Consider the following 20,051-nt stretch of genomic DNA (forward strand, 5'->3'; position numbering starts at 1 on the left):
GGACAGGAGCGCGCACAGGTTCGTCTGCGCCGCGTCGGCGTTGGCGGCCTGGGAGCCGAGCGCCGGGGCCAGCCTCCGCTTCGCCCGGGCGAGCACCGGCATGACGACGAGCGACACGGACGCCACGACGATCCCCACGATGCTCGCCTCGGGCGCGCTCGCGGTCACGAGGTCGCGGACCGCCTCGAACCCCACGTACCCGGCCAGCACCCAGAAGCTGATGGCGATGGCGCGCGTGGCCAGACGGTCGCTCGGCTGCTTGCAGTCATCGTGGCGCTCCTGGTGCAGCCGCCAGGCGAGGATGAGCGCCGCCGACACCTCGATGGATGAGTCGAGCCCGAATCCGATCAGGCTGACCGAGCCGGCCGCGAAGCCGGCAGCGAGGCTGACGACCGCCTCGGTGACGTTGTAGCCGATCGTCACCTTGTTGAGGAGCTTCGCGCGCCGGACGGCCGCCGGCCGGTCGATGGACAGGGTCTGGGTGCTCATCGAGGGCGATCCTACCCCGCACCCGGACCCGTCGGGCAGGGGTCGGCTGCGTCTAACGTGTGGGCGTGGATCGTGCGGCCACCACCCCGGCATGAGGCGCCCCCGGACCCTCTACGCGGACAGCCCGGGGGGCAAGATCGCCTACCAGGTCGTGGGCGACGGCCCGGTCGACCTCTACTTCTACGCGACCGGCGCCTGGCAGCTGGACATGGTGTGGGACAACCCTCTCAGCGAGAGGTTCGTCCGGCGTCTGGCCTCCTTCTCCCGGCTCATCATGCTCAACCCGCGCGGGTGCTCCCTCTCCGACCCCATCTCGATCGGGGAGCCGCCGACCATGGAGGAGTGGTCGTCGGACCTGCTGTACGTGCTCGACGCGGTCGGCGTCGAACGCGCCGTGCAGGTCGCGGTGAGCGATATCGGGATCCCGGCCCTCCTGTTCGCCGCGACGTACCCGGAGCGGATCTCGGCGCTCGTCCTCGTCAACGCCTACGCCCGGCTCACCCGGGCCGACGACTACCCGTGGGGCTACCCGCGGGAGGTCGCCGAGCGCGTGACCGACCTCGTCGTCGCCACCCATGGGACGGGCGAGGCCCTGCGACGGCTGGCGCCGGAGCTCGCGGACGACGAAGCGTTCCGGGATTGGTACGCGCGGTTCGAGCGGGCGACGATGCCGCCGGCGACCATGCGCGTGGTGCGCCGCATCATGACCGACATCGACCTGCGCGGACTGCTGCCGTCGATCCGTTGCCCGACGCTGGTGATCTCGCACACGCAGGACCCCTACATCCGGTCGGGCCACGGCCGCCACCTCGCCCAGCACATCCCCTCGGCGACCTACGTCGAGCGGGACGTCCCCTGGGGGATCGTGTGGCTGCACGACACCGACTGGTTGGTCGAGGAGATACACGGGTTCCTGACCGGCTCCCGCGGGCTCCCCGACCCGGACGACCGCGTCCTGGCCACGGTCCTGATGACGGACATCGTCGGCTCGACGAAGGCGGCCGCCGAGATGGGGGACAGGCGGTGGCGCGAGCTGCTCGACCGCCACGACGCGGTCGTCCGCCGCGAGGTTGAGCGGTTCCGGGGGCGTCCGGTGAAGTGGACGGGCGACGGCGTCCTCGCCACCTTCGACGGTCCGGCCCGGGCGATCAGGTGCGCGCTCTCGCTGCGCGAGGCGGTGAGGCAGCTAGGCATCGAGATCTACACGGGGTTGCACACCGGTGAGGTCGAGCAGCGGGGGGACGACGTCGGAGGGATAGCGGTGGCGATCGCGCAGAGGGTCATGTCCGAGGCCTCTCCCGGGGAGGTGCTCGTATCCGGGGCCGTGCCGCCGCTCGTGGCCGGGTCCGGCATCGAGTTCGCCGACCGGGGCCTGCGCGAGCTGAAGGGGGTCCCGGGGGAGTGGCGGCTGTTCGCGGTGGGGTAGACGGCTGCGCGTCGGTCGTGCTGTCCTCTGGGCACGCCGAGTGAGGAGGTCGCCGTGTCCATGCTGCCCGTGCCCGAGGAGCGCATCCCGATCGTGTGGCAGAACACGGTCGTCGATATCGAACCGACCAGCCGCTACGGTCCGAAGGGCACCCCGGACACCGCGACCATCAACACGTCGATGCTCCTCGACGTCCGGTCGGGGGGGCGGGTCCAGTTCCTGGCTCCCGGGCACTACGAGCGGGACGCCGCGGCCGGGCTGGGAGGGGAACCGGCCTCGGAGTCGCCGGAGGTGGTCGAGTCCGGACAGGCCGCCTTCCGCGACCTGCTCGCCCGGTTCGCCGAGATGCGCCGGGCGCAGACGGAGGCGGCGGACAGGCTGCTCGGCAAGGTGCGCCGGTTCCACCGGTTCAGCCTCGAGCTGGGCGAGGGACACCGCATCGTCCGCTACTTCGCCCGGCTCCCGATCATCGAGGAAGAGGACGGGAGCTACCGGTTCTCAGCCGTCTACCCGCTCGAGTTCGCGGAGCTGGCCAAGGGGGGAGACTTCAGCGTCGTCGTCCTGCTCCCCCGCACCGCCCGCGGCTACGAGGACGCGCCGACCTACGACGTGAAGCTCACCGAGACCTCGCGGGAGCCGGCGCCGACGGTCTTCGGGGACGGGGACCGCGAGTCTCTCGGGGAGCGGGTCGCGGTGAGCTGGTACTGGCGCGCGGACCCCACGCTCGAGGTCCGGTACGTCTACGTGAGCTAGGGACGCAGGGCGGCCAGGACGTCCTGCGTCGGGGTGGACGCCCCCTCGTCCCACGGCTGCGCGAACCCGTCCCCGAGGGCCGTCCGGACCCGGTCGACCCGGGCCAGGTGGTCGCCGGTCTCCGACGGCGCGAGCGGCATGCCGAGGCGACGGCGCTCGGCGTCGGCGTGTCCGTACAGGTAGGCAGCCAGCCGGGGGTCGTCCACCAGGTGGGTCGCCGCCAGGCCCTCCAGCGCCGCCACGACGCCTGCCGCGTGGCTGATGGCGGCGAAGGTGGAGACCGCCTCGATGAGCACCTCCCGGGCGTCGGACTCCCGGCCCGCGTCGAGCTCGAGCCAGCCGCGCTCGAGCATGGTGGCCGCGGCGATCGGCGCGACGCCGCGGGGAGCGGAGAGGGAGAGGGCCTCATCGAGCGCCGACCGGGCCTCGGCCGCGCGTCCGAGCCTGCGCAGGACGTTGCCGATCACGTACTGGGCCGCCGCGACCCCGACCGGGTCGCCCAGCTCCCGGTCGATGGCGAGCGCCTCCCGGAAACTGGCCAGCGCTTCGTCGAGCTCGCCGGCCGCCTCGTGCAGCCGTCCGACGCCCTCGACGGCCGCCGACTCGAGCCTGCGCTCGCCGAGCGAGCGGGCGAGGTCCAGGCACCTCTCGTAGAGCGCGCGAGCCTCGGCGTGCCGGCCCCGGGCGTGCTCCGTGGCGGCGAGCCCGAACAGGAGCCCCCCGCCCGGCGGGAGCCCCCGTGCCTCGAGCGCGCCGAGCGCCTCCGTGTACAGCTCCCGCGCCCGGTCGTCGTCGCCGCGCATACGCGCCACGGAGGCGAGCCCTTCGAGCGCGTCGGCTTCCGACGCCGCCGCGCCCGCGGCGCGGGCGAGCTCTAGCGCGCGGGCGAACCCCTCCTCGGCCCGGTCGGCGCGGCCGGAGGCGCGGTCTATCTGCGCCTCCCGCAGCGCGGCCGCCGCGAGCCCCGCGCGGTCCTCGCCGAACGCCGCGGCGGCCAGGGCAGCCGCCTCCCGCGCCGCCTCGTGGTCGCCCTGGGCCTGCGCGACGGCCGAGAGGGCGACGAGCCCCCGGCCCCGCTCCTCGGGGGCCGCGTCGGTTGCGTCGCGGAAGCGCTCGAGCCACGTCCTCGCCTCGGTCCAGTGCCCGCGCGCCAACCAGAACCGGTGCACGTGGGTGCTCAGGACGAGGCCGGTCCGGGCCGCGCCGGCCGAGTCGGCGTGGTCGAGCGCAGAGCGGATCTCGTCCTGGATCGGCTCGAGGGCGTCGAAGGCCGTGGCCAGGTCCCGGACCTCGATCGCTGTCGCGGCCGCGCGGGCCTCCCCGGCGCACCAGGCCAGGTGGCGGTCGCGCGTCTCGTCGGCGTCGCCCGAGTCGCGGAGCTTCTCGGACGCGTACGCGCGCAGCGTCTCGAGCATGCGGAACCTCGTCACCGGACCGGACCGGTCGGCGTGCACGAGCGACCGCTCCACCAGCCTCGCCACCCCGTCGAGGACGTCGTCGTCGCCGCAGACGCGCTCGGCCCACTCGAGCGTGAAGGGGGAGGCGAAGACCGACAACCTGGCGAAGAGGCGGCGGTCCGGCTCGTCGAGCAGGTCGTAGGACCAGTCCACCGCGGCCCTCAGGGAGCGGGTGCGGGCAGGGGCGGTCCGGGGTCCGACGAGCAGGCGGAAGCGGTCCGCCAGTCGGGCGTCGATCTCCTCCGCCGACAGCACGCGCACGCGCGATGCGGCGAGCTCTATAGCCAGGGGGACGCCGTCCAGACGCGCGACGATGTCCGCGATGGCCTGCGTCCGGCCGTCCGGGTCGAACTCGGGATCGACGAGACGGGCCCTGTCCACGAAGAGGCGGTAGGCGTCGGAGGCGGTCGGGTCGGCATCGGACGGGAGCCCGAGCGGCTGCACCTCGATCACCGTCTCCCCGGCGATGCCCAGGTCCTGGCGGCTCGTCGCGAGGAGGTGGACCCCGCGGGCGCCGTCCAGGAGCTGCGCGGCCACGTCGGTCGCGGCGTCCAGCACGTGTTCGCAGTTGTCGAGGACGACGAAGGAGGGCTCGTCTCCCAGTCGCGCGGTCACCGCCTCGGAGAGGGTCGTCCCGGCTCCCTCGGGGGTGTGGGTGGCGGAGGCGACGGCCGCCCACACGAGGGCGGGGTCGGTCAGCGCGGACAGGTCGACCATCCAGACGCCCCCCGGGTAGCGGTCGGGCGTGCGCACGGACACCTCCACCGCCAGCCGTGTCTTCCCGATCCCGCCCGGACCCGTCAGCGTCACGAGCCGCGAGCGCTCCAACGCCGCGGCGACCGAGGCGATCCGCGACTCCGGACCGACGAAGGAGGTGAGCCTGGCCGGCAGCGCGGACACGTCGGGAGAGCGCAGCGGCGGGAAGTCGCGCGGGAGGTCGGGGTGGTCGAGCTGCCACACGCGCTCGGACCCGGTGATCCCCGCCAGCCGATGGGAGCCGAGGTCGGTCAGCGCGCAGCCTCCCGGGAGCGCGTCGCGCACGAGGGCCGCCGTCGTCGAGGAGAGGATCGTCTGGCCTCCGTGCCCGAGGCCCCGGATGCGCGCGGCCCGGTTGGGAGCCGGTCCGTACCAATCGCCGTGCCGCTCGTACGCCTCACCCGTGTGCAGCCCCGCCCGCACCTTCAGCACCGCCGACGGGAGCCAGGGTTCGCGGGCGAGCGCCAACTGCAGGTCGACGGCGGCCGCCACCGCGTCGGCCGCAGACACGAACACGCTGAACGTGCTGTCGCCCTCTCCCCGCGGCTTCACCAGCTCCCCGGCATGTCGGGCGACCGCGCCGCCCACGAGCTCGTCGTGCCGGGCGAGCGCGTGCGACATCGCCTCCGGGTCGCCCTCCCAGAGCCGGGTCGAGCCCTCGACGTCGGTGAGCAGGAACGTGACGGTCGCGGTCGTCGGCACACGCACCTCCTGCGTGAACGCTACGCCAGCCCGGGGCGATCGTTTGACACGCGGGCCGCTGCCTGTGTATATCAACTATCGATACATCGTCAGTCGATAGAGAGGTGCCGGTGCGCCGCGAGCCCGAGGACGTGACCCCGCTCCCCTCGGCGTCGTTCCACGTCTTGCTCGCCCTCGTGGACCGGCCCCGACACGGCTACGCCGTGATGCAGGAGGTGGAGCGGCTCAGCGACGGAGCGGTCCGGATGGGCCCAGGGACCGTGTACACCACGATCAAGCGCCTCCTGGACGGCGGGCTGATAGAGGAGGTCCAAGGTCCGGACCCCGCCGACCCCCGACGACGCTCCTACCGGGCCACCGCGCTCGGAGAGCGCGTCTGCCGGGCTGAGGTGCACAGGCTGGCCGGGCTGATCCAGCGGTCGGTGCTTGGCCGCCTGGCCCCGGGGTTCGAGGTCTGATGCGCCTGTACCGGTTCTTGATGCTGGCCTACCCTCGCTCGTTCCGGGATCGGTTCGGCGAGGAGATGCTCCTGGATCTCGAGGAGGCCCGCCGGGAGATGGGGCCGAGGATCTGGACCAGGACGCTCACGGAGCTCGTGACCGTTGCGCCACGAGCGAGATGGGAGGAAGGCATGGTGAAGACGAAGCTGATCGCCGGGGTGTTCCTGTTGCTGATCGCGGGTGGGGGAACGATGCTCGTCACCGGGTTGGGTCCCGACATCCGGTCGGCGTTCGTTCCGTTGCTGATCCTGGCCGGCCTGGTCGCCCTGATGGGCATCGCGGCCGCCACGAGCCGGGCCGGCGCGGAGCGCACGTACGCGGTGGAGGGGCGGCGTTGGTGGTGGATCCCTGCTGGGCTCCTGGGGCTGCTCCAGGTCGCGATGGGTGTCGGTCAGTTCATCGACGATCCGAGCTCCTCCAACCTCGGCGCCCTCGTCCTGTTCGTGCTGTTCGGCGGGCTGATCCTCGGTGGCATGTCGGTGCAGAACAGGGTCGCCGGGAACTGGATGATCGCAGCCGGTGCGCTGCCCATGCTCCCGTTCGTCTGGATGGTCGGGCCTCCGGTCCTGGCCCTCGTGACGATCGTGATGGCGGTGTCCGACAACCTCCGCGCCGCGAGGCGTGCTCCTGCCATCTGAGGCGTTCTCGGGGTTCCCGACACCGCGTCGGAACTTCGCTCAAGCGGTGCATGCTGCACCGGTCCGGGGTATCCAGGTAGGAAGCGCGGGGCAGGCGCGGGTCACGCAGCGACTCTGGAGGGACGCATGCGGACCAGGACCATCGCACTCCTCGCGGCCCTCGTGGCCGCCACCTTCGTCGGCCCCCACGCGGGGGCGTCGAACGACCCGTTCCTCGCCCAGCAGTGGGCGCTCGGCAAGATCGGCGCCTCGCAGGCCTGGTCGAAGTCGACCGGCTCCGGCATCACGATCGCGATCGTGGACACCGGCATCGACCTCAGGCACGAGGACCTCGCCGCCAACGTCGTGACTGGGACGAGCGTGATCAAGTGCGGCAAGAACGCGAAGAACTGCAACACCACGGGCCAGGACGACCAGGGCCACGGCACCCACGTCGCCGGCATCGCCGCCGCGGTGACCGGCAACGGCACGGGGGTGGCCGGGGTTGCCCCGAACGCGAAGCTCATGCCGGTGAAGGTGCTCGACGCAGCCGGGGAGGGCTCGGTCGAAAACATCGCAGCCGGCATCCGGTACGCCGCGGACAAGGGAGCCAAGGTGATCAACCTGTCGCTCGGCGTGATGTCCGGCGTCTCGCAGGTGGGCACGGTCGTCGGCTGGTGGAAGCCGATCGACGACGCGATCACCCACGCGTGGAGCAGGGGAGCGGTGGTCGTCGTGGCCGCCGGCAACGACTCCTTCCCGCTCTGCGCCGAGCCGGCCGCCCACGCCCGCGCGATCTGCGTCGGTGCGACCGACCCGAACGACGCCGTGGCCAGCTACTCCAACACCGGGGACGTGGACGTGACCGCGCCCGGTGGGTTCGGCTCGGTCTTCTGCGAGCACCCGCAGATGGACATCCTCTCGACCATGTGGGCCGGTTCCGCCTACGACTGCGGGCGCAACGGGTACGAGACCCTGGCCGGGACCTCGATGGCAGCACCGCACGTCGCGGGCGTGGCGGCGCTCGTGATGTCCAAGGGGCTGACGAACGCGCAGACCGTCGAGCGCATCTACGCGACCGCCGACGACCTCGGCGCGCCCGGCTGGGACCCCGTCTACGGGTACGGCCGTATCAACGCGAACCGCGCCGTGAGCTGACCCGCTCTCTGGGGGCCCCGTCCGCCGGGCGGGGCCCCCACTCCTCCACCCACCTCGCGATCTCCCTGACGACGCCGTCCAGCGCCTGACCGCGCTCGGTCAGGTGGTACTCGATCCGGACGGGCGTGTCCGCGATCACCTCCCGCCGGACGAGGCCCTCCGCCTCCAGCTCCTTCAAGCGCTCGGACAGCAGTCTGTCGCTCATGCCCGGGATCTGCGTCCTGAGCTCCCCGAACCTCGTCGCCCCGCCCATGAGGGCACGCAGGATCGCTCCGGTCCATCGCCGGCCGATGATCTCGATCGCGGACTGGAACCGGTCGCAGAAGACGGGGAGCGGGGGCTGCGTCCTGGGCATGCACCGATCGTATCCCAGCCGGGGGGTTGCGAGTAAGCAACTTATGCGGAACAATCGACTTATCAAAAAGTAGTAACCCTAAGGAGGGTAAGGAGATGGAAGCTGGTCTGCTCATCCTGAGGCTCGTTCTGGCGGCGGTGTTCGTCGCCCACGGGACCCAGAAGCTGTTCGGTTGGTTCGGTGGTTACGGCCTGCAAGGGACCGGTGGGTGGTTGTCCAGCCTCGGGTTCCGGGGCGGGCGCGCAGCCGCCGCGATGTCCGGGGGAGCCGAGACGCTGGGTGGCATCCTGCTCGGTCTGGGGCTCCTCACCCCGGTGGGCGCGGCGGCCGCCGTCGGCGTCATGGTCACCGCGATCGTCTCGGTGCACCTGGGGAGCGGGTTCTTCAACGGCTCGGGCGGTTACGAGTTCAACCTCACCCTCGCCGCGGCCGCCGCGGCGCTGGGGTTCACCGGTCCCGGCAGGTGGTCGGCGGACGCCCTGCTGGGCTGGGGTCTGTCCGGACCGGGTTGGGGCACCGCTGCGGTCGTGGTCGGTCTGGCGGGTGCGGCGGTCATCCTGGGCGCTCGGCGTGAGCCGGCCGTCCAGACCGAAGCGGTCGAGGAGCAGAGCCAGGCCGCCGCCTAGTCCTGTGGTCGGGAGCGGGGCGCCCCCCGGCGCGTCCCGCTCCCACCCCGGGCAGGGGATGGGGCCTCCACGGCGAAGGACACCCCGGGTGCGCTCGACGTGACGCGCCCGCGCGCCGATCCCAGGGGAGGGAGGCTGCATGCGCCACTGGAACCGTCCCGTCCGTGCCCTGCTCGTCGTCCTGATGGTCCTCGGGTCCACCGCCGTGGCCCGGGCCTCCGAGCCCGGCGAGCCCCTGCGCATCCAGGTCCTGTCGAACCGGGCCGACCTCGTGTCCGGGGGCGACGCCCTCGTCGAGATCGTCCTGCCGCAGGACGCCGACCCGGCGGCCGTCACCGCCGAGGTGGACGGGCGCGACGTGACCGGCGCGTTCGCCGTCCGGCCCGACGGTCGTTACTTCGGCCTCGTCGACGGGCTGGCGCTGGGCGAGAACGTCCTGACCGCCGGGCTCCCGGACGGACGGGCGGCCCGCATCACGATCACGAACCAGGGGATCGGGGGCCCGATCTTCGCCGGCCCGCAGATCCAGCCTTGGCGCTGCATCGGAGCGTCGCGGGACGCCCAGTGCAACCGCGACCCCGTCTTCGAGTGGCGCTACAAGCGGACGAGCGGCGGCTCCCTGGCCGCCTACGACCCGAACAACCCGCCGCCCGACGTCGCGACCACGACGACCGACGAGGGGAAGACCGTCCCGTTCGTCGTCCGGATCGAGCGCGGGGTGATAGACCGCGACGAGTACAGGATCGCCGTGCTCTACGACCCCTCCAAGCCGTGGGAGCCGTGGGCTCCCCAGGACGGGTTCAACGGCAAGCTCGTCATCACCCACGGCGCGTCGTGCGACACCCACTACCAGATGGCGTCCGCCCCGGACGTGCTGAACGAGACGGCGCTCGGCCGCGGGTTCGCGGTCATGTCCCACGCGCTGAACAACGCCGGACACAACTGCAACATCGTCACCCAGGCCGAGTCGATGATCATGACGAAGGAGCACCTCGTCGAGAACTACGGCGAGCTGCGCTACACGATCGGGACCGGGTGCTCGGGCGGCGCGCTCGTCCAGTACCAGGTGGCCAACGCCTACCCGGGCCTGTACCAGGGCATCCTCCCGCAGTGCAGCTACCCGGACGCCTGGTCGTCCGCGATGCAGTACGAGGACTACCACCTGCTCCGCGACTACTTCGAGGCTCCCCACCGTTGGGAGCCGGGGGTCGCGTGGGGGCCGGCCGAGATGGCGGCCGTCAACGGCCACCCGAACCCCTCGAACCCGATCACGTTCACGACGGTGATCCCCGACTCCGGACGCCCGAACCGGCCGTGCGCGGGCGTCCCCTCCGAGCAGCTCTACCACCCGCAGAACAATCCGAACGGGGTGCGCTGCACCTTCTGGGACTACATGGTCAACGTGTTCGGACGTGACCCAGAGTCGGGCCTGGCGGTGGGCCCGTGGGACAACAGCGGCGTGCAGTACGGACTGCGCAGCCTCATGACCGGGAGGCTCTCGCCCGCTCACTTCGTGGACATCAACTCGAAGATCGGTGGACGTGACTTCGACCACAACTGGGTGCCCGAACGGGTCGAGGCCCCGGTGAGCGCGGTCGCGGCCGCCTACCGCAGCGGCGCCATCAACGACGCCAACAACCTCGACGAGGTGGCGATGATCGACCTGCGCGGGCCCGACCCCGGCGCCTTCCACGACGTCTACCGGACGTACGCGCTCCGCGCCCGACTCGAGCGCGAGTACGGCACGGCCGAGCACCAGGTGCTGTGGCGCGGCTTCGTGCCGCTGCTCGGCGACGCGAACTTCGTGAGCCAGGGCATCCTCGCGATGGACCGGTGGCTCGCCGCGGTCGAGGCCGATGGGTCGGACATCCCCCTGTCGGAGAAGATCCTGAAGCACCGCGCGCGGTCCGGTGGCGACCGGTGCACGAACGGCGCGGGGACCGACCTCCCGGCGCGCATCTGCGACGTCGTCGTGGAGAGCTACACGACCCCGCGCATCGAGGCGGGGATGCCGTTCACCGACGACGTGATGAAGTGCGTAAAGAAGCCGCTCCGCCGATCGGACTACTTCCCGATCCAGTTCACGCCCGAGCAGTGGACGCGCCTGCAGGCCACCTTCCCGGACGGGGTCTGCGACTACTCGAAGCCAGGGGTCGGACAGGCCGACTCGGTGGCCTGGCAGACGTACCAGGACGCATCGGGAGCCGTCGTCTACGGCGGGACGGCGCTCGGGCCCCCGCCCGCATCGGAGCCGTTCTCGCGCTGATCGTCCGAGGGTCCGGGGGCCTCAGGTCCCCGGACCCTTCAGTGCCCGTGGGGCGCCGCGCCCTCGGCGTGGGCGTGGGTCTCGGGCTGCGGTGTCGAGGCGACCCCGGTAGGCCGGACCGCATCCGCGGCCGCAGGTAGCACCGGCTCGTGACCGTGCGGCTCGGCGTGGCCGTGCGCTGGGACACCGACCGCCCCCGTGGCCACGACGGCCGCCAGGGCCAGCGCGCCGAGGGCGGCCAACGGACGCGCGGTCGCCCGCCGAGGCACCGCGCTCCGTGCTCGGCCCGTCCGCAGCCACAGAACCAGGCCGGCTGCGGTGATCACCTGCGCGGCCGAAGCCACGGCGTCGGCGGGCCCGACCGGCTCGACCACGCCCGGGGGGACGCCGATCGTCCGGGAGACGACCCAGACGGCCAGCACGCCCACGCTGAGGGCGATACCCGCCAGTGCGCTGCGTCGGGAGGGGGCGAACCCCACCGCGAACGCGAGCACCCCCTGGGCCAGTGCGACGACCATGAAGAACGCCCCGACGACGATCGACTCCCGGACGTGCACCGGCATCATCGCCAGGTGGACCCCGGACGCGATCGCTGCCCCTCCCGCGGCCACGTTGGCCGCGATGTCCGGACCGTTCTGCTTGCGCATGGTCGTTCTCCTTAGGGGAGTGACGGTGGAGGGCCCGGGGGGGGACCCTCCACCGTCCTTCCTCGCTCAGGCCTGGTAGCCGAGGTAGCTGTCCAGGGCCTTCGTGAGCTGGTCGACGTGCGACTGCAGGAGTCCGGACACTGCGTCGGCCTTCAGGCCGGCGTCCTTGTCCAGGCCCGTTCCCTCTGAGAGGAACTTGCCGAACGACTCCTTGTACTGGCCGAGCTCGTTGAGCGCCGCTTCGCGCTTGGCGTCGTCGTCGCTCGCGGTGCCGACGGTGAAGTCCACGAACATCCGGATGTGGTCGCTCCACTGCTTGTTGAACGCATCGGCGGCTTCCGCCCCGTAGACGCTGCCGATGACCTTGGTCAGGTCGTCGGTGTTCTGGGACAGGGCAGCCCCGATGGCCTCGAAGTCAGCGCTGCCGGTGGCTCCCTTCTGCATCGCGAAGACGGCCAGCCACGCGTGCTCGCCGAGCAGACGGTCCAGCGTGAGACGCGTGTCGGCGGCGCCGGCGGTCGTGTCCCCGAGGTTCTTCTGCTTCGCGATCGCGGCGGAGAGCCCGTCGCCGGTCATGAACATGTGCGCGTACGCCTCACGGATCTGGGCGTAGGTCGCCGTGTAGTCCTTGGCCTTGTAGGTGTCCAGGGCCTTCGTGAGCTGGTCCACGTGCGACTGCAGCAGCGCTGCCACGTCGTCTGCCTTCAGGCCTGCGGCCTTGTCCAGACCCGTGCCCTCGGACAGGAACCTGCCGAAGGACTGCTTGTACTGGCCGAGCTCCCGCAGGGCGCCCTCACGCTTAGCCTGGTCACCGCTGGCGGTGCCGACCGTGAAGTCCACGAACATGCGGATGTGGTCGGACCACTGCTTGTTGAAGGCGTTGCCCGCTTCCTCGCCGTACACCGAGGTGATGGTCGCGGTCAGGTCCTCCGTGTTGCCGTTGAGGGCCTCCGCGGCCGCCTCGAAGTCGGGAGCCCCGTCGAGGCCCTTCTGCATGGCGAACGCCGCGAGGACCGCGTGCTCGCCGAGCTGACGGCCGAGCGTGGCCCGCGTGTCGATCGCCGGGCTGGAGACCTCACCGAGGTTCTTCTGCTTGGCGATCGCGCCGGCGAGACCGTCCGCCGTCTCGAACATGTGGTGGTACGACTCCCGGACCTGACTGTACGTCTGCTGGTAGTCAGGCTCGGACGGCTGCTGCTCGGAGCTCTGTTGGGAGTCTCCCTGCGCACCGGTCCCTGCGTTGTTGGAGCCGCAGGCCGCGCCGACCACTGCCACCAGGGTCATCGCGACCGCGAACTTCCAGGGTGCTTTCCTTCTCATGCTTCCTCCTCGTTCGTCCGACGGGCGCGGGGCGCGGCCGTCGTCATGCCGTCACGCGGACAGTGCCGTTCATGACGTTGTGCCTGGTGCAGAAGTACGTGAACGTGCCGGGCTCCGTGAACCGATGCGTCACGGTCGAGCCCTTCTTCTCGAGCTCGAGGTCGAACAGACCGTCTGCTTGGTTCTGCCGTCCCTCGAAGCTCCCGGAGGTCACCGTGTGCAGGACCGTGTCCTCGTTCGTCCACTGGACCGTGTCCCCGGCGGCGACCTCGATCTCCGCGGGGTCGTACTTGAACTCGACGACCCGTACGGACATCGCCGGATCCGACGCGCCCGCGGGCGCGGACGTCTCCGACCCGGCCGCAGGCGCGGACGTCTCGCGCGTTGGGCCGGTGGAGCCGCTCCCGCAGGCGACGGTCCCGATGGCGACGGCCGCCAAGGCCGCGACCAGACGGAGCCGGCCCGAGCGGTGCTTGGTTGGTGCTTCCTGTGTTCTCACGACCTGCATCCGCTGCCCTCCCCCCGTCCGGATTGGACCGGATCGCGGAGGGGCCGCGCGCGAGCGCGGCGGGCAGGCGACTAGGTCGCGACGAGGATGGGGTCGGTCGTCGGCTGACGGGAGCCGCGAGCGGGCTCGACCGTCACGGCGAAAGCGTCCCCGCGCCGGGGCATGTCCATCACGACAGCGACCCGGCCCCCGCGCGGACGGAAGGTCTCCATCGGGACGGGCGTCCCGTCGGTGAGGGTCCACAGCTGATAGGCGCGGTCCGCCCCCGGGTCGGGGACCTCGTCGAGGGCGAGGGCGACCCGGTCGTCGGCGATGTAGAGCCGACCCCGGGCGGGGAACTCCCCGGAGCTCTCGAAGGTGACCTGCTGCTGGGCGCGGGCGACCAGCGCGGCGAACTCGGCGTCCCGGGACCGCTCCCGCATGAACGCGACACCCATGATCCCGACGGCCAGGAGGGCGACCGCCGCCACGGCGGCGAGGGTCCGGACGAGTGGGGCGGCCACGATCCGCGACCGGGGGACCGAGTCCATGATCCGGTCCATCAGGTCCTCGGGGAACGACGGGGTGTCCGGGAGCACGGCGAGCTCGGCCGCCGTGTCTTCCAGCACCTCCGCCTCGTGCGCGCAGTCCTCGCACTCCTCGAGGTGGCGGGCGACCTTGACGCGCTCGGCGGGGGAGACGGCGTTTAGCGCGTAGGCGCCCAGCAGCGTTCGGACCTCGTCGTGAGTCCTCATCCTCGTCCCACCTCCACCCCTTCGGCCTCCATGAGGCCCCGCAGCGTGATCAGCCCGTCGCGCAGGCGCGACTTCGCGGTTCCCTCCGGGATCCCGAGCCGCTCCGCGACCTGACGGTAGGTCAGCCCCCCGAAGTAGGCGAGCTGGATGGCCTCCCGCTGCGCCGGGGTGAGTTGGTCGAGAGCCCTGCGCACCCGGTCCCTACGGTCCATGACCCATCCATGCTCCTCTGGATCCGTCGAGGGCGCCGGGTCGGGAACGTGCTCCGCGAGCCGGACCGCCGACGCCTCCCGTCGGATCGCGTCCACCGCCTTGTGATGCACGAGGGTGAAGACCCACTGCCGCGCGCCGCCGCGCCGGGTGTCGAACCGTCCGGCCCGCATCCAGACCTCGGCGAACGCCTCCTGGACCGCCTCCTCGGCCAGCTCCCGGTTGTTGGTGATCCGGTAGGCCAGACCGAGGGCCTGCGGGCCGAGCCGGTGGACGAGGGACCGGAACGAATCCCGGTCTCCCCGGCCGATGCTCTCGACCAGCGTTGCCTCTTCACCGCGCATCTATGAGGTATCCGCCACGGGGCTCCCTTTCGGATGGGAGGTTGCATACCCACTCTTTGGGGCATCACCTACCCATCCAGCCGCGGGCGCTGTGCGGATACCGGTATGAGCCGGTGCACGGCGACGACAAGGAGGGCAGGCATGCAAGGAACGCTCAACCAGAAGGTCGGCACCATCTTCGGTGCCGTGTATCTGCTGATCGGACTACTAGGTTTCGTGGTGACCGGGTTCGACGGCTTCGCATCACAGGAAGGGAACCTGCTCATCGCGTTCGAGGTGAACCCCCTGCACAACCTGGTTCACCTGGCCATCGGTGCGGCCCTCGTGGGAGCCGCCCGCGCCGGACACGACTCGGCGCGCACGATGAACACCGTGGTCGGCGCGACCTACCTGCTCGTCGGGATCGTCGGCTTCTTCATGCTCGACTCCGACGCGAACATCCTCGCGCTGAACCAGGCGGACAACTTCCTGCACCTGGCGTCGGCCGCGGTCCTGCTCGCGGTGGGTCTGCGCAAGGAGGAGCCGGTCGCCGCGAGGCGATAACGAACCCCCCCCCCAACAGCGGCCGGGCGGGCCCACCGACCCGCGGCATCCCGCCCGTCCGGCCGCTTGGGTAGCGCGGCGGCATCCGCCGTCGCAGCCGACCCCGGGGCCCGTCTCCCCGACGCGCGACGGCAGATCGCGCCACATGCGGCGTCCTCCGCCGTCGCAGCCCGAACCGCCGCGTCAGGCGCCCTACGCGCCGGCGGATGACGCCACTCCCGAGCTCCGGAACTCGCAGGGCCAGGACATGTCCCGGTGGTCGAGCCCGGCTCCCTCGATCCGCTTCGATGCCATCGGTCTGATCGCGCCTGCGCGCCAGCCCGTCGTCGACCACGGGACCTACTCGCTGATCGTCCGCCCCGCCGCCGGGGAGGGGATGAGCGTGCTGCCCCCGGGCAACGGACGGGCCGACCGCGCGGCGGACATCGCCCTCAACACGGCGGACGGCTCGTTCCCGCGCCACTTCACCGACCAGCTCGAGCTGTACCGGAACTTCGAGTTCAAGCCGATGCGGCAACATGACTACGAGGCGACGGCAGAGCGTTCGGAGACGCTCGTATACGTAGCCGCGCGCGCTTGAGGCACGAGATCAGGAGGCACCCATGGCGGACGTGAACCCGACCCCGGAGGAGTACACGGGGGTCATCCCTTACCTCTGCATCGACGGAGCGGCGGAGGCGATCGATTTCTACACGGAGGTCTTCGGGGCCAGGGAGCGGTCCAGGATGCCGTGGACCGACGGCCGGATCGGCCACGCGGAGATCGAGCTGGGCGGCTCTGTGGTCATGCTGGCCGACGAGTTCCCGGACGCCGGCATCCGGGGCCCCCTCGCCATCGGCGGCTCCCCCGTGACGCTGAGCCTGTACGTCCAGGACGTGGACGCGGTCCACGCGAAGGCGGTCGAGCGGGGGGCGACCTCGCTCTCCGCTCCCGAGGACCAGTTCTACGGGGACCGGTCCTGCCGGATCCAGGACCCCTTCGGACACGTCTGGAGCATCGCCACCCACGTGGAGGACGTCGCGCCCGAGGAGATGCAGCGCCGCGCCGCCGAGGCGATGGGAGGGCCGTAACCCGGCGGCGCGTTCCTGGACCCGCCCGTCCGGGTATGTGACCCGCATGTCCCTACGGCCCCCGGTTCCGGCGTGAGCGAGCGTCCCGCGCCCCGTGTCCCGCGCGTCCTCGAGCGGGCGGCGGCTGTGGCGTGGCGGGTCCTGCTCGTGGGCGCGGCCCTGGTCGTGCTCGGCCTCTTCCTGAAGAAGCTGACCGTGCTCGTCCTGGCGCTGTTCGCGTCGCTCCTGACGATGACCGTCCTCGCGCCCCTCGCCCAATGGCTGCGGAGGCGGGGCTGGCCGAAGCTGGCCGCCGCCTGGGGAGCGTACGGCGCCGGGCTCCTGGTCCTGATCGTGGCCGCCGTCCTGGTCGTCCCCCCGTTCCTCGCCCAGGTCGGCGACTTCTCCGACGCCATCCGCGAGGCGATCCGGGAGGCCCGGAGCTGGCTGCGGACGGGCGTGCTGGGCCTGTCACCCGAGGTCGTGCAGGAGGCCGCGGACGAGGGAGCCCAGAACATCCGCGGCCAGGCCGGGACGCTGCTCGGGGGAGTTCTGGCCGGGACCCGGGTGATCGTCGAGGTGGTCGTCGCGCTCGTGCTCGCTTTCGTGCTGACCTTCTTCTTCCTGAAGGACTCGGACGAGATCACCGACGCAGCCCTCGGACTCGTCCCCCCGGACCGGCGCGACGAGTTCCGGGAGATCGGCTCCCGGGTGTGGACATCGGTCTCCGGCTACGTCCGGGGGAGCGCGATGATCGGCCTGATCGACGCCACCCTGATCGGGATCGGGCTCATCCTGCTGGGCGTCCCCCTCGCCCTCCCCCTGATCCTCCTGACGTTCCTGGGCGCCTTCTTCCCGATCGTGGGGGCCTGGACGGCCGGCCTCGCCGCGGCGGGGATAGCCGCGGTGACCCTCGGGTGGCAGTCGGGGCTGATCGTGGCGGCCATCTCGTTCGGGGTCCAGCAGGTCGAGAGCAACGTGTTGGAGCCGCTCGTCCTGGGGCGGACGGTCGACCTCCACCCGGCCATGATCCTCGTCGTCCTGACGGCGGGCGGGATCCTCGGGGGGATCTTCGGGGCGCTGCTGGCCGTCCCCGTGTCGGCGTCCATCGCCTCGGTGATCGCGTACTACCGGGGCGAGCCCGCGCCGCAGAAGCGCAAGCGCGCCTCCGCGGCGAAGTAGGATCGAGGGGACATGGGGTCCCGCGCCGCCTTCTTCGACCTGGACCGGACCCTCATCCCGGGGTCCTCCCTTTTCCTGCTCGCCCGCGGCCTGTACGACCGGGACCTCTACCGCGTCTGGGACATCCTTCGCTTCGGCATGGGCCAGCTCTCGTTCCGGCTCTCCGGCGAGAGCGAGAAGGGACTCGAGCGGTCGCGCACCGGCGCCCTCGAGTTCGTCCAGGGCCGGACCGCCGAGGAGCTGAGGGCGATGGGACGCGAGATCGCCGAGGAGCGGATCCTGCCCCGCGTGTACGAGGGCATCACCCGGGTCATCGAGCAGCATCAGCACGCGGGGGACCTGACCTACCTGGCCACCGCGGCTCCCGTGGAGCTCGCCGGGGTGCTGGCGGACGCGCTGGGGATGTCCGGGACGGTGGCGACCGTGGGAGAGGTCGACGAGGACGGCCGGTACACCGGACGGTTGGTCGGCGACGTCGTCCACGGGCCGCGCAAGGCGGAGGCGGTCAGGGCGCTCGCCGAGGAGATGGACATCGACCTCTCGGAGTCGTACGCCTACTCCGACTCGATCAACGACCTGCCGCTCATGGAGTCGGTCGGTCACCCGATCGCGGTGAACCCCGACAGCGAGCTCCGGGTCGAGGCCCGCCGCCGCGGCTGGCCCGTCTACGAGCTGCGGACGAAGCGGCTCCCCATCCTGATCGGGATCCCGTCGGCGATCGTCGGGGTGGCGCTCTTCGGGGGAGGCGTCGCGGTGGGCGGCTGGCTCGGACGCAAGCGCGTCTACCGGGAGCTACGCGAGTTCGTCGGCGGTTAGGGGCTAGTAGCCCTTCACGCAGGTGACGCGGGAGCCGTCGCGGCGGGCGCCCGCCTCGTAGCCGTGGGGCGCCACGAGGTGCTGTCCGGGGGTGGGGCTGCGGACGCCGGAGAGGGTCCCGTAGACGTGGACCCCGTCCGAGCTCGCGTCGACGCTCACGTAGCTCGGCGGACCCTGGTCCTGGAAACCGGCGCCCACGGTCGTGCGTCCGGCGTCGAACCACAGGAGGACCGCTCCGGCGGCCACGGGTACGCGTTCGGGCTGTCCGGGGTCGCGCGACGGACACGCCGAGGCGCGACCGAACGGGACCGCGACCAGGGCCGCGACCGCTACCGTCAGGCACAGTGAGCGACGCATGGCTCGTTCTTCTCCGGCGCGGGGGGCACTCCTGCCTCGTTGCCCGGTTCGCATCGTTTGTCCCCCTGGGGGTGCGGGTAGGTCTCCGGCATGTTCAGCCACAACGGTTCGCGCAAGAGCAGGAAGAAGAGCGGCGGCAAGGGACGCGCGATCGCTGTCGTGCTGGGGTTCGCCGGCGTAGCCGGGGCCGTGGCCGCGGCGATCTCGCAGTGGCGGCACCGACACGACTCCGGTCGGGAGCAGCCCTACGAGGGCGAGGACATCGTGGAGCACGCCTCGATGACCTCCTTCCCGGCCAGCGACGCGCCCTCCTACTGACCTGGCCGCCCGGGCGCGGCTGTAGGAGACTGGGGCGTCCCCTGCGTCAGGAGGCGTGATGGCAGCGCGCGAGGAGATCTTCGAGCCAACCGTCGAGCAGACGTACGAGTTCTTCAAATACCTGCGCAGCGAGCACCGCGAGGCGTTCATCGACCTGCTCAACTCCATCCGCTTCGCCGAGCTGCGGGGAGCCGGTTACCTCTCCTACCTGGCCGAGGTGCTCGACGACCCCTCCATGATGGCCAAGATGACCAAGCACGCGGCCGACGAGGGCAAGCACGCCCACTTCGTGACGCTGATGATCCGGCGGGAGGGCGGCCAGCCCCGGAGCATGGTGCACCAGAACCTCTTCCGGGCGATGTCGGAGGCGCGGGGCCAGCGCGGCGACGGCGGCCCCCCGCTCGAGACCTGTCCGCCGCGCGAGGAGCTCGTCGAGGTGTTCGCCTCGATGCAGGCGATCGAGCGTTCCGCCAAGGGCGCGTTCCAGGCGTTCGAGAAGCTGTACGCGGACGACGAGGTGGTCCTCTCGATGGTGAAGGAGGTCCTGCGCGACGAGGAGTTCCACATCGGCTGGATCTCGAAGGTGCTCGACAGGTGGCGGGCCGACGGGCTCGGGGAGCAGGTCGACGACGCGCTCGAGCGCGGACGGCGCGCGCTCGCCGAGGCGAGGGACCGGTCGATCCGCGCTCAGATAGAACAGGCCACTGGAGCGGCGAGCTAGCCTGACCTGCGGTTCGGCTCCCGCCCGGTGGGGGCACACCACGGACGAAGGAGGAGATATGCGCGCCCGCAGGATGCTCACATTCCTCGTCGTGCCTCTGATGCTGGGTCTCGCCGCCTGCCGGGCGGAGCCCGAGGCGCCCGAGGACACCCCGACCCGTGTCGGTGCCGGTGCCGGTCCCGATCGCCGAGAAATCG

At 71.6% G+C, this 20,051-nt stretch carries 23 protein-coding genes; 14 read left to right on the forward strand and 9 right to left on the reverse strand.

Features of this window, described 5'->3' with window-relative positions:
* On the reverse strand, nucleotides 1-489 hold a 489-nt coding region (locus VM840_12490; GenBank protein ID HVL82398.1), incomplete at its 3' end, for a cation transporter.
* Between the two features lie 91 nt (nucleotides 490-580).
* Between VM840_12490 and VM840_12495 the strand changes: the two genes are divergently transcribed.
* Complete coding sequence (locus VM840_12495) at nucleotides 581-1,915, forward strand: adenylate/guanylate cyclase domain-containing protein (protein HVL82399.1); 1,335 nt, start codon at nucleotides 581-583, stop codon at nucleotides 1,913-1,915.
* Nucleotides 1,916-1,969: 54 nt separating this feature from the next.
* On the forward strand, nucleotides 1,970-2,668 hold the full coding sequence (locus VM840_12500; protein HVL82400.1) for a hypothetical protein: 699 nt from the start codon (nucleotides 1,970-1,972) through the stop codon (nucleotides 2,666-2,668).
* Here VM840_12500 and VM840_12505 read toward each other — a convergent pair.
* Nucleotides 2,665-5,583, reverse strand: a complete 2,919-nt coding sequence (locus tag VM840_12505; GenBank protein HVL82401.1) for a tetratricopeptide repeat protein — start codon at nucleotides 5,581-5,583, stop codon at nucleotides 2,665-2,667. The genes VM840_12500 and VM840_12505 overlap by 4 nt on opposite strands.
* Before the next feature lie 104 nt (nucleotides 5,584-5,687).
* Between VM840_12505 and VM840_12510 the strand changes: the two genes are divergently transcribed.
* The 3 genes from VM840_12510 (at nucleotide 5,688) to VM840_12520 (ending at nucleotide 7,858) form a co-directional block, all read left to right on the forward strand.
* Entirely contained in the window at nucleotides 5,688-6,041 is a 354-nt protein-coding gene (locus VM840_12510; protein HVL82402.1) for a PadR family transcriptional regulator, read from the forward strand.
* Nucleotides 6,041-6,721 carry a hypothetical protein gene (locus tag VM840_12515; protein ID HVL82403.1) on the forward strand — a complete coding sequence of 227 codons (681 nt, stop codon included), beginning with the start codon at nucleotides 6,041-6,043 and terminating at the stop codon, nucleotides 6,719-6,721. The genes VM840_12510 and VM840_12515 overlap by 1 nt, the downstream gene beginning before the upstream one ends.
* 126 nt (nucleotides 6,722-6,847) lie before the next feature.
* The gene (locus tag VM840_12520; GenBank protein ID HVL82404.1) at nucleotides 6,848-7,858 is read left to right on the forward strand and encodes a S8 family peptidase; all 1,011 of its coding nucleotides are present in this window, start codon (nucleotides 6,848-6,850) and stop codon (nucleotides 7,856-7,858) included.
* Here the strand turns inward: VM840_12520 and VM840_12525 are convergent.
* Complete coding sequence (locus tag VM840_12525; GenBank protein HVL82405.1) at nucleotides 7,833-8,213, reverse strand: helix-turn-helix domain-containing protein; 381 nt, start codon at nucleotides 8,211-8,213, stop codon at nucleotides 7,833-7,835. The genes VM840_12520 and VM840_12525 overlap by 26 nt on opposite strands.
* A 95-nt stretch (nucleotides 8,214-8,308) precedes the next feature.
* On the opposite strand from VM840_12525, the gene VM840_12530 reads away from it, so the two are divergent.
* Both VM840_12530 and VM840_12535 read left to right on the forward strand, forming a co-directional pair.
* Nucleotides 8,309-8,839 (forward strand): DoxX family protein, encoded by a 531-nt coding sequence (locus tag VM840_12530; GenBank protein ID HVL82406.1) that lies wholly within the window; start codon nucleotides 8,309-8,311, stop codon nucleotides 8,837-8,839.
* 139 nt (nucleotides 8,840-8,978) lie between these two features.
* Nucleotides 8,979-11,105: a DUF6351 family protein gene (locus VM840_12535; GenBank protein HVL82407.1), complete on the forward strand. Its 2,127-nt coding sequence runs from the start codon at nucleotides 8,979-8,981 to the stop codon at nucleotides 11,103-11,105.
* A 38-nt stretch (nucleotides 11,106-11,143) separates the two neighbouring features.
* On the opposite strand, the gene VM840_12540 is transcribed toward VM840_12535, so the two are convergent.
* The 5 genes from VM840_12540 to VM840_12560 form a co-directional block, all read right to left on the reverse strand.
* Nucleotides 11,144-11,752: a hypothetical protein gene (locus tag VM840_12540; protein ID HVL82408.1), complete on the reverse strand. Its 609-nt coding sequence runs from the start codon at nucleotides 11,750-11,752 to the stop codon at nucleotides 11,144-11,146.
* Between the two features lie 66 nt (nucleotides 11,753-11,818).
* Entirely contained in the window at nucleotides 11,819-13,072 is a 1,254-nt protein-coding gene (locus VM840_12545) for a copper amine oxidase (GenBank protein HVL82409.1), read from the reverse strand.
* A 43-nt stretch (nucleotides 13,073-13,115) separates the two neighbouring features.
* On the reverse strand, nucleotides 13,116-13,580 hold the full coding sequence (locus VM840_12550) for a plastocyanin/azurin family copper-binding protein (protein HVL82410.1): 465 nt from the start codon (nucleotides 13,578-13,580) through the stop codon (nucleotides 13,116-13,118).
* Between the two features lie 71 nt (nucleotides 13,581-13,651).
* Complete coding sequence (locus VM840_12555; protein HVL82411.1) at nucleotides 13,652-14,314, reverse strand: anti-sigma factor; 663 nt, start codon at nucleotides 14,312-14,314, stop codon at nucleotides 13,652-13,654.
* The gene (locus VM840_12560; protein HVL82412.1) at nucleotides 14,311-14,868 is read right to left on the reverse strand and encodes a sigma-70 family RNA polymerase sigma factor; all 558 of its coding nucleotides are present in this window, start codon (nucleotides 14,866-14,868) and stop codon (nucleotides 14,311-14,313) included. Before VM840_12560 ends, VM840_12555 begins: the two co-directional genes overlap by 4 nt.
* Before the next feature lie 141 nt (nucleotides 14,869-15,009).
* Here VM840_12560 and VM840_12565 point away from each other — a divergent pair, with 141 nt between their 5' ends.
* The 5 genes from VM840_12565 (at nucleotide 15,010) to VM840_12585 (ending at nucleotide 18,458) form a co-directional block, all read left to right on the forward strand.
* On the forward strand, nucleotides 15,010-15,411 hold the full coding sequence (locus tag VM840_12565; protein HVL82413.1) for a DUF4383 domain-containing protein: 402 nt from the start codon (nucleotides 15,010-15,012) through the stop codon (nucleotides 15,409-15,411).
* Nucleotides 15,412-15,658: 247 nt separating this feature from the next.
* A complete protein-coding gene (locus VM840_12570; protein ID HVL82414.1) occupies nucleotides 15,659-15,991 on the forward strand; it encodes a hypothetical protein in 333 nt (110 codons plus the stop codon).
* Between the two features lie 22 nt (nucleotides 15,992-16,013).
* Nucleotides 16,014-16,481: a VOC family protein gene (locus VM840_12575; protein ID HVL82415.1), complete on the forward strand. Its 468-nt coding sequence runs from the start codon at nucleotides 16,014-16,016 to the stop codon at nucleotides 16,479-16,481.
* 72 nt (nucleotides 16,482-16,553) lie between these two features.
* Nucleotides 16,554-17,642 (forward strand): AI-2E family transporter, encoded by a 1,089-nt coding sequence (locus VM840_12580; protein ID HVL82416.1) that lies wholly within the window; start codon nucleotides 16,554-16,556, stop codon nucleotides 17,640-17,642.
* A gap of 12 nt (nucleotides 17,643-17,654) precedes the next feature.
* Nucleotides 17,655-18,458, forward strand: a complete 804-nt coding sequence (locus VM840_12585) for an HAD-IB family hydrolase (GenBank protein ID HVL82417.1) — start codon at nucleotides 17,655-17,657, stop codon at nucleotides 18,456-18,458.
* Nucleotides 18,459-18,461: 3 nt separating this feature from the next.
* On the opposite strand, the gene VM840_12590 is transcribed toward VM840_12585, so the two are convergent.
* Nucleotides 18,462-18,815: a hypothetical protein gene (locus VM840_12590; GenBank protein ID HVL82418.1), complete on the reverse strand. Its 354-nt coding sequence runs from the start codon at nucleotides 18,813-18,815 to the stop codon at nucleotides 18,462-18,464.
* A 90-nt stretch (nucleotides 18,816-18,905) separates the two neighbouring features.
* Here VM840_12590 and VM840_12595 point away from each other — a divergent pair, with 90 nt between their 5' ends.
* Nucleotides 18,906-19,133 (forward strand): hypothetical protein, encoded by a 228-nt coding sequence (locus tag VM840_12595; protein ID HVL82419.1) that lies wholly within the window; start codon nucleotides 18,906-18,908, stop codon nucleotides 19,131-19,133.
* 58 nt (nucleotides 19,134-19,191) lie between these two features.
* On the forward strand, nucleotides 19,192-19,854 hold the full coding sequence (locus tag VM840_12600; GenBank protein ID HVL82420.1) for a ferritin-like domain-containing protein: 663 nt from the start codon (nucleotides 19,192-19,194) through the stop codon (nucleotides 19,852-19,854).
* Nucleotides 19,855-20,051 lie beyond the last annotated feature (197 nt).

The sequence above is a fragment of the Actinomycetota bacterium genome (assembly GCA_035540895.1).
In the GTDB taxonomy this organism is placed as follows: domain Bacteria; phylum Actinomycetota; class JAICYB01; order JAICYB01; family JAICYB01; genus DATLFR01.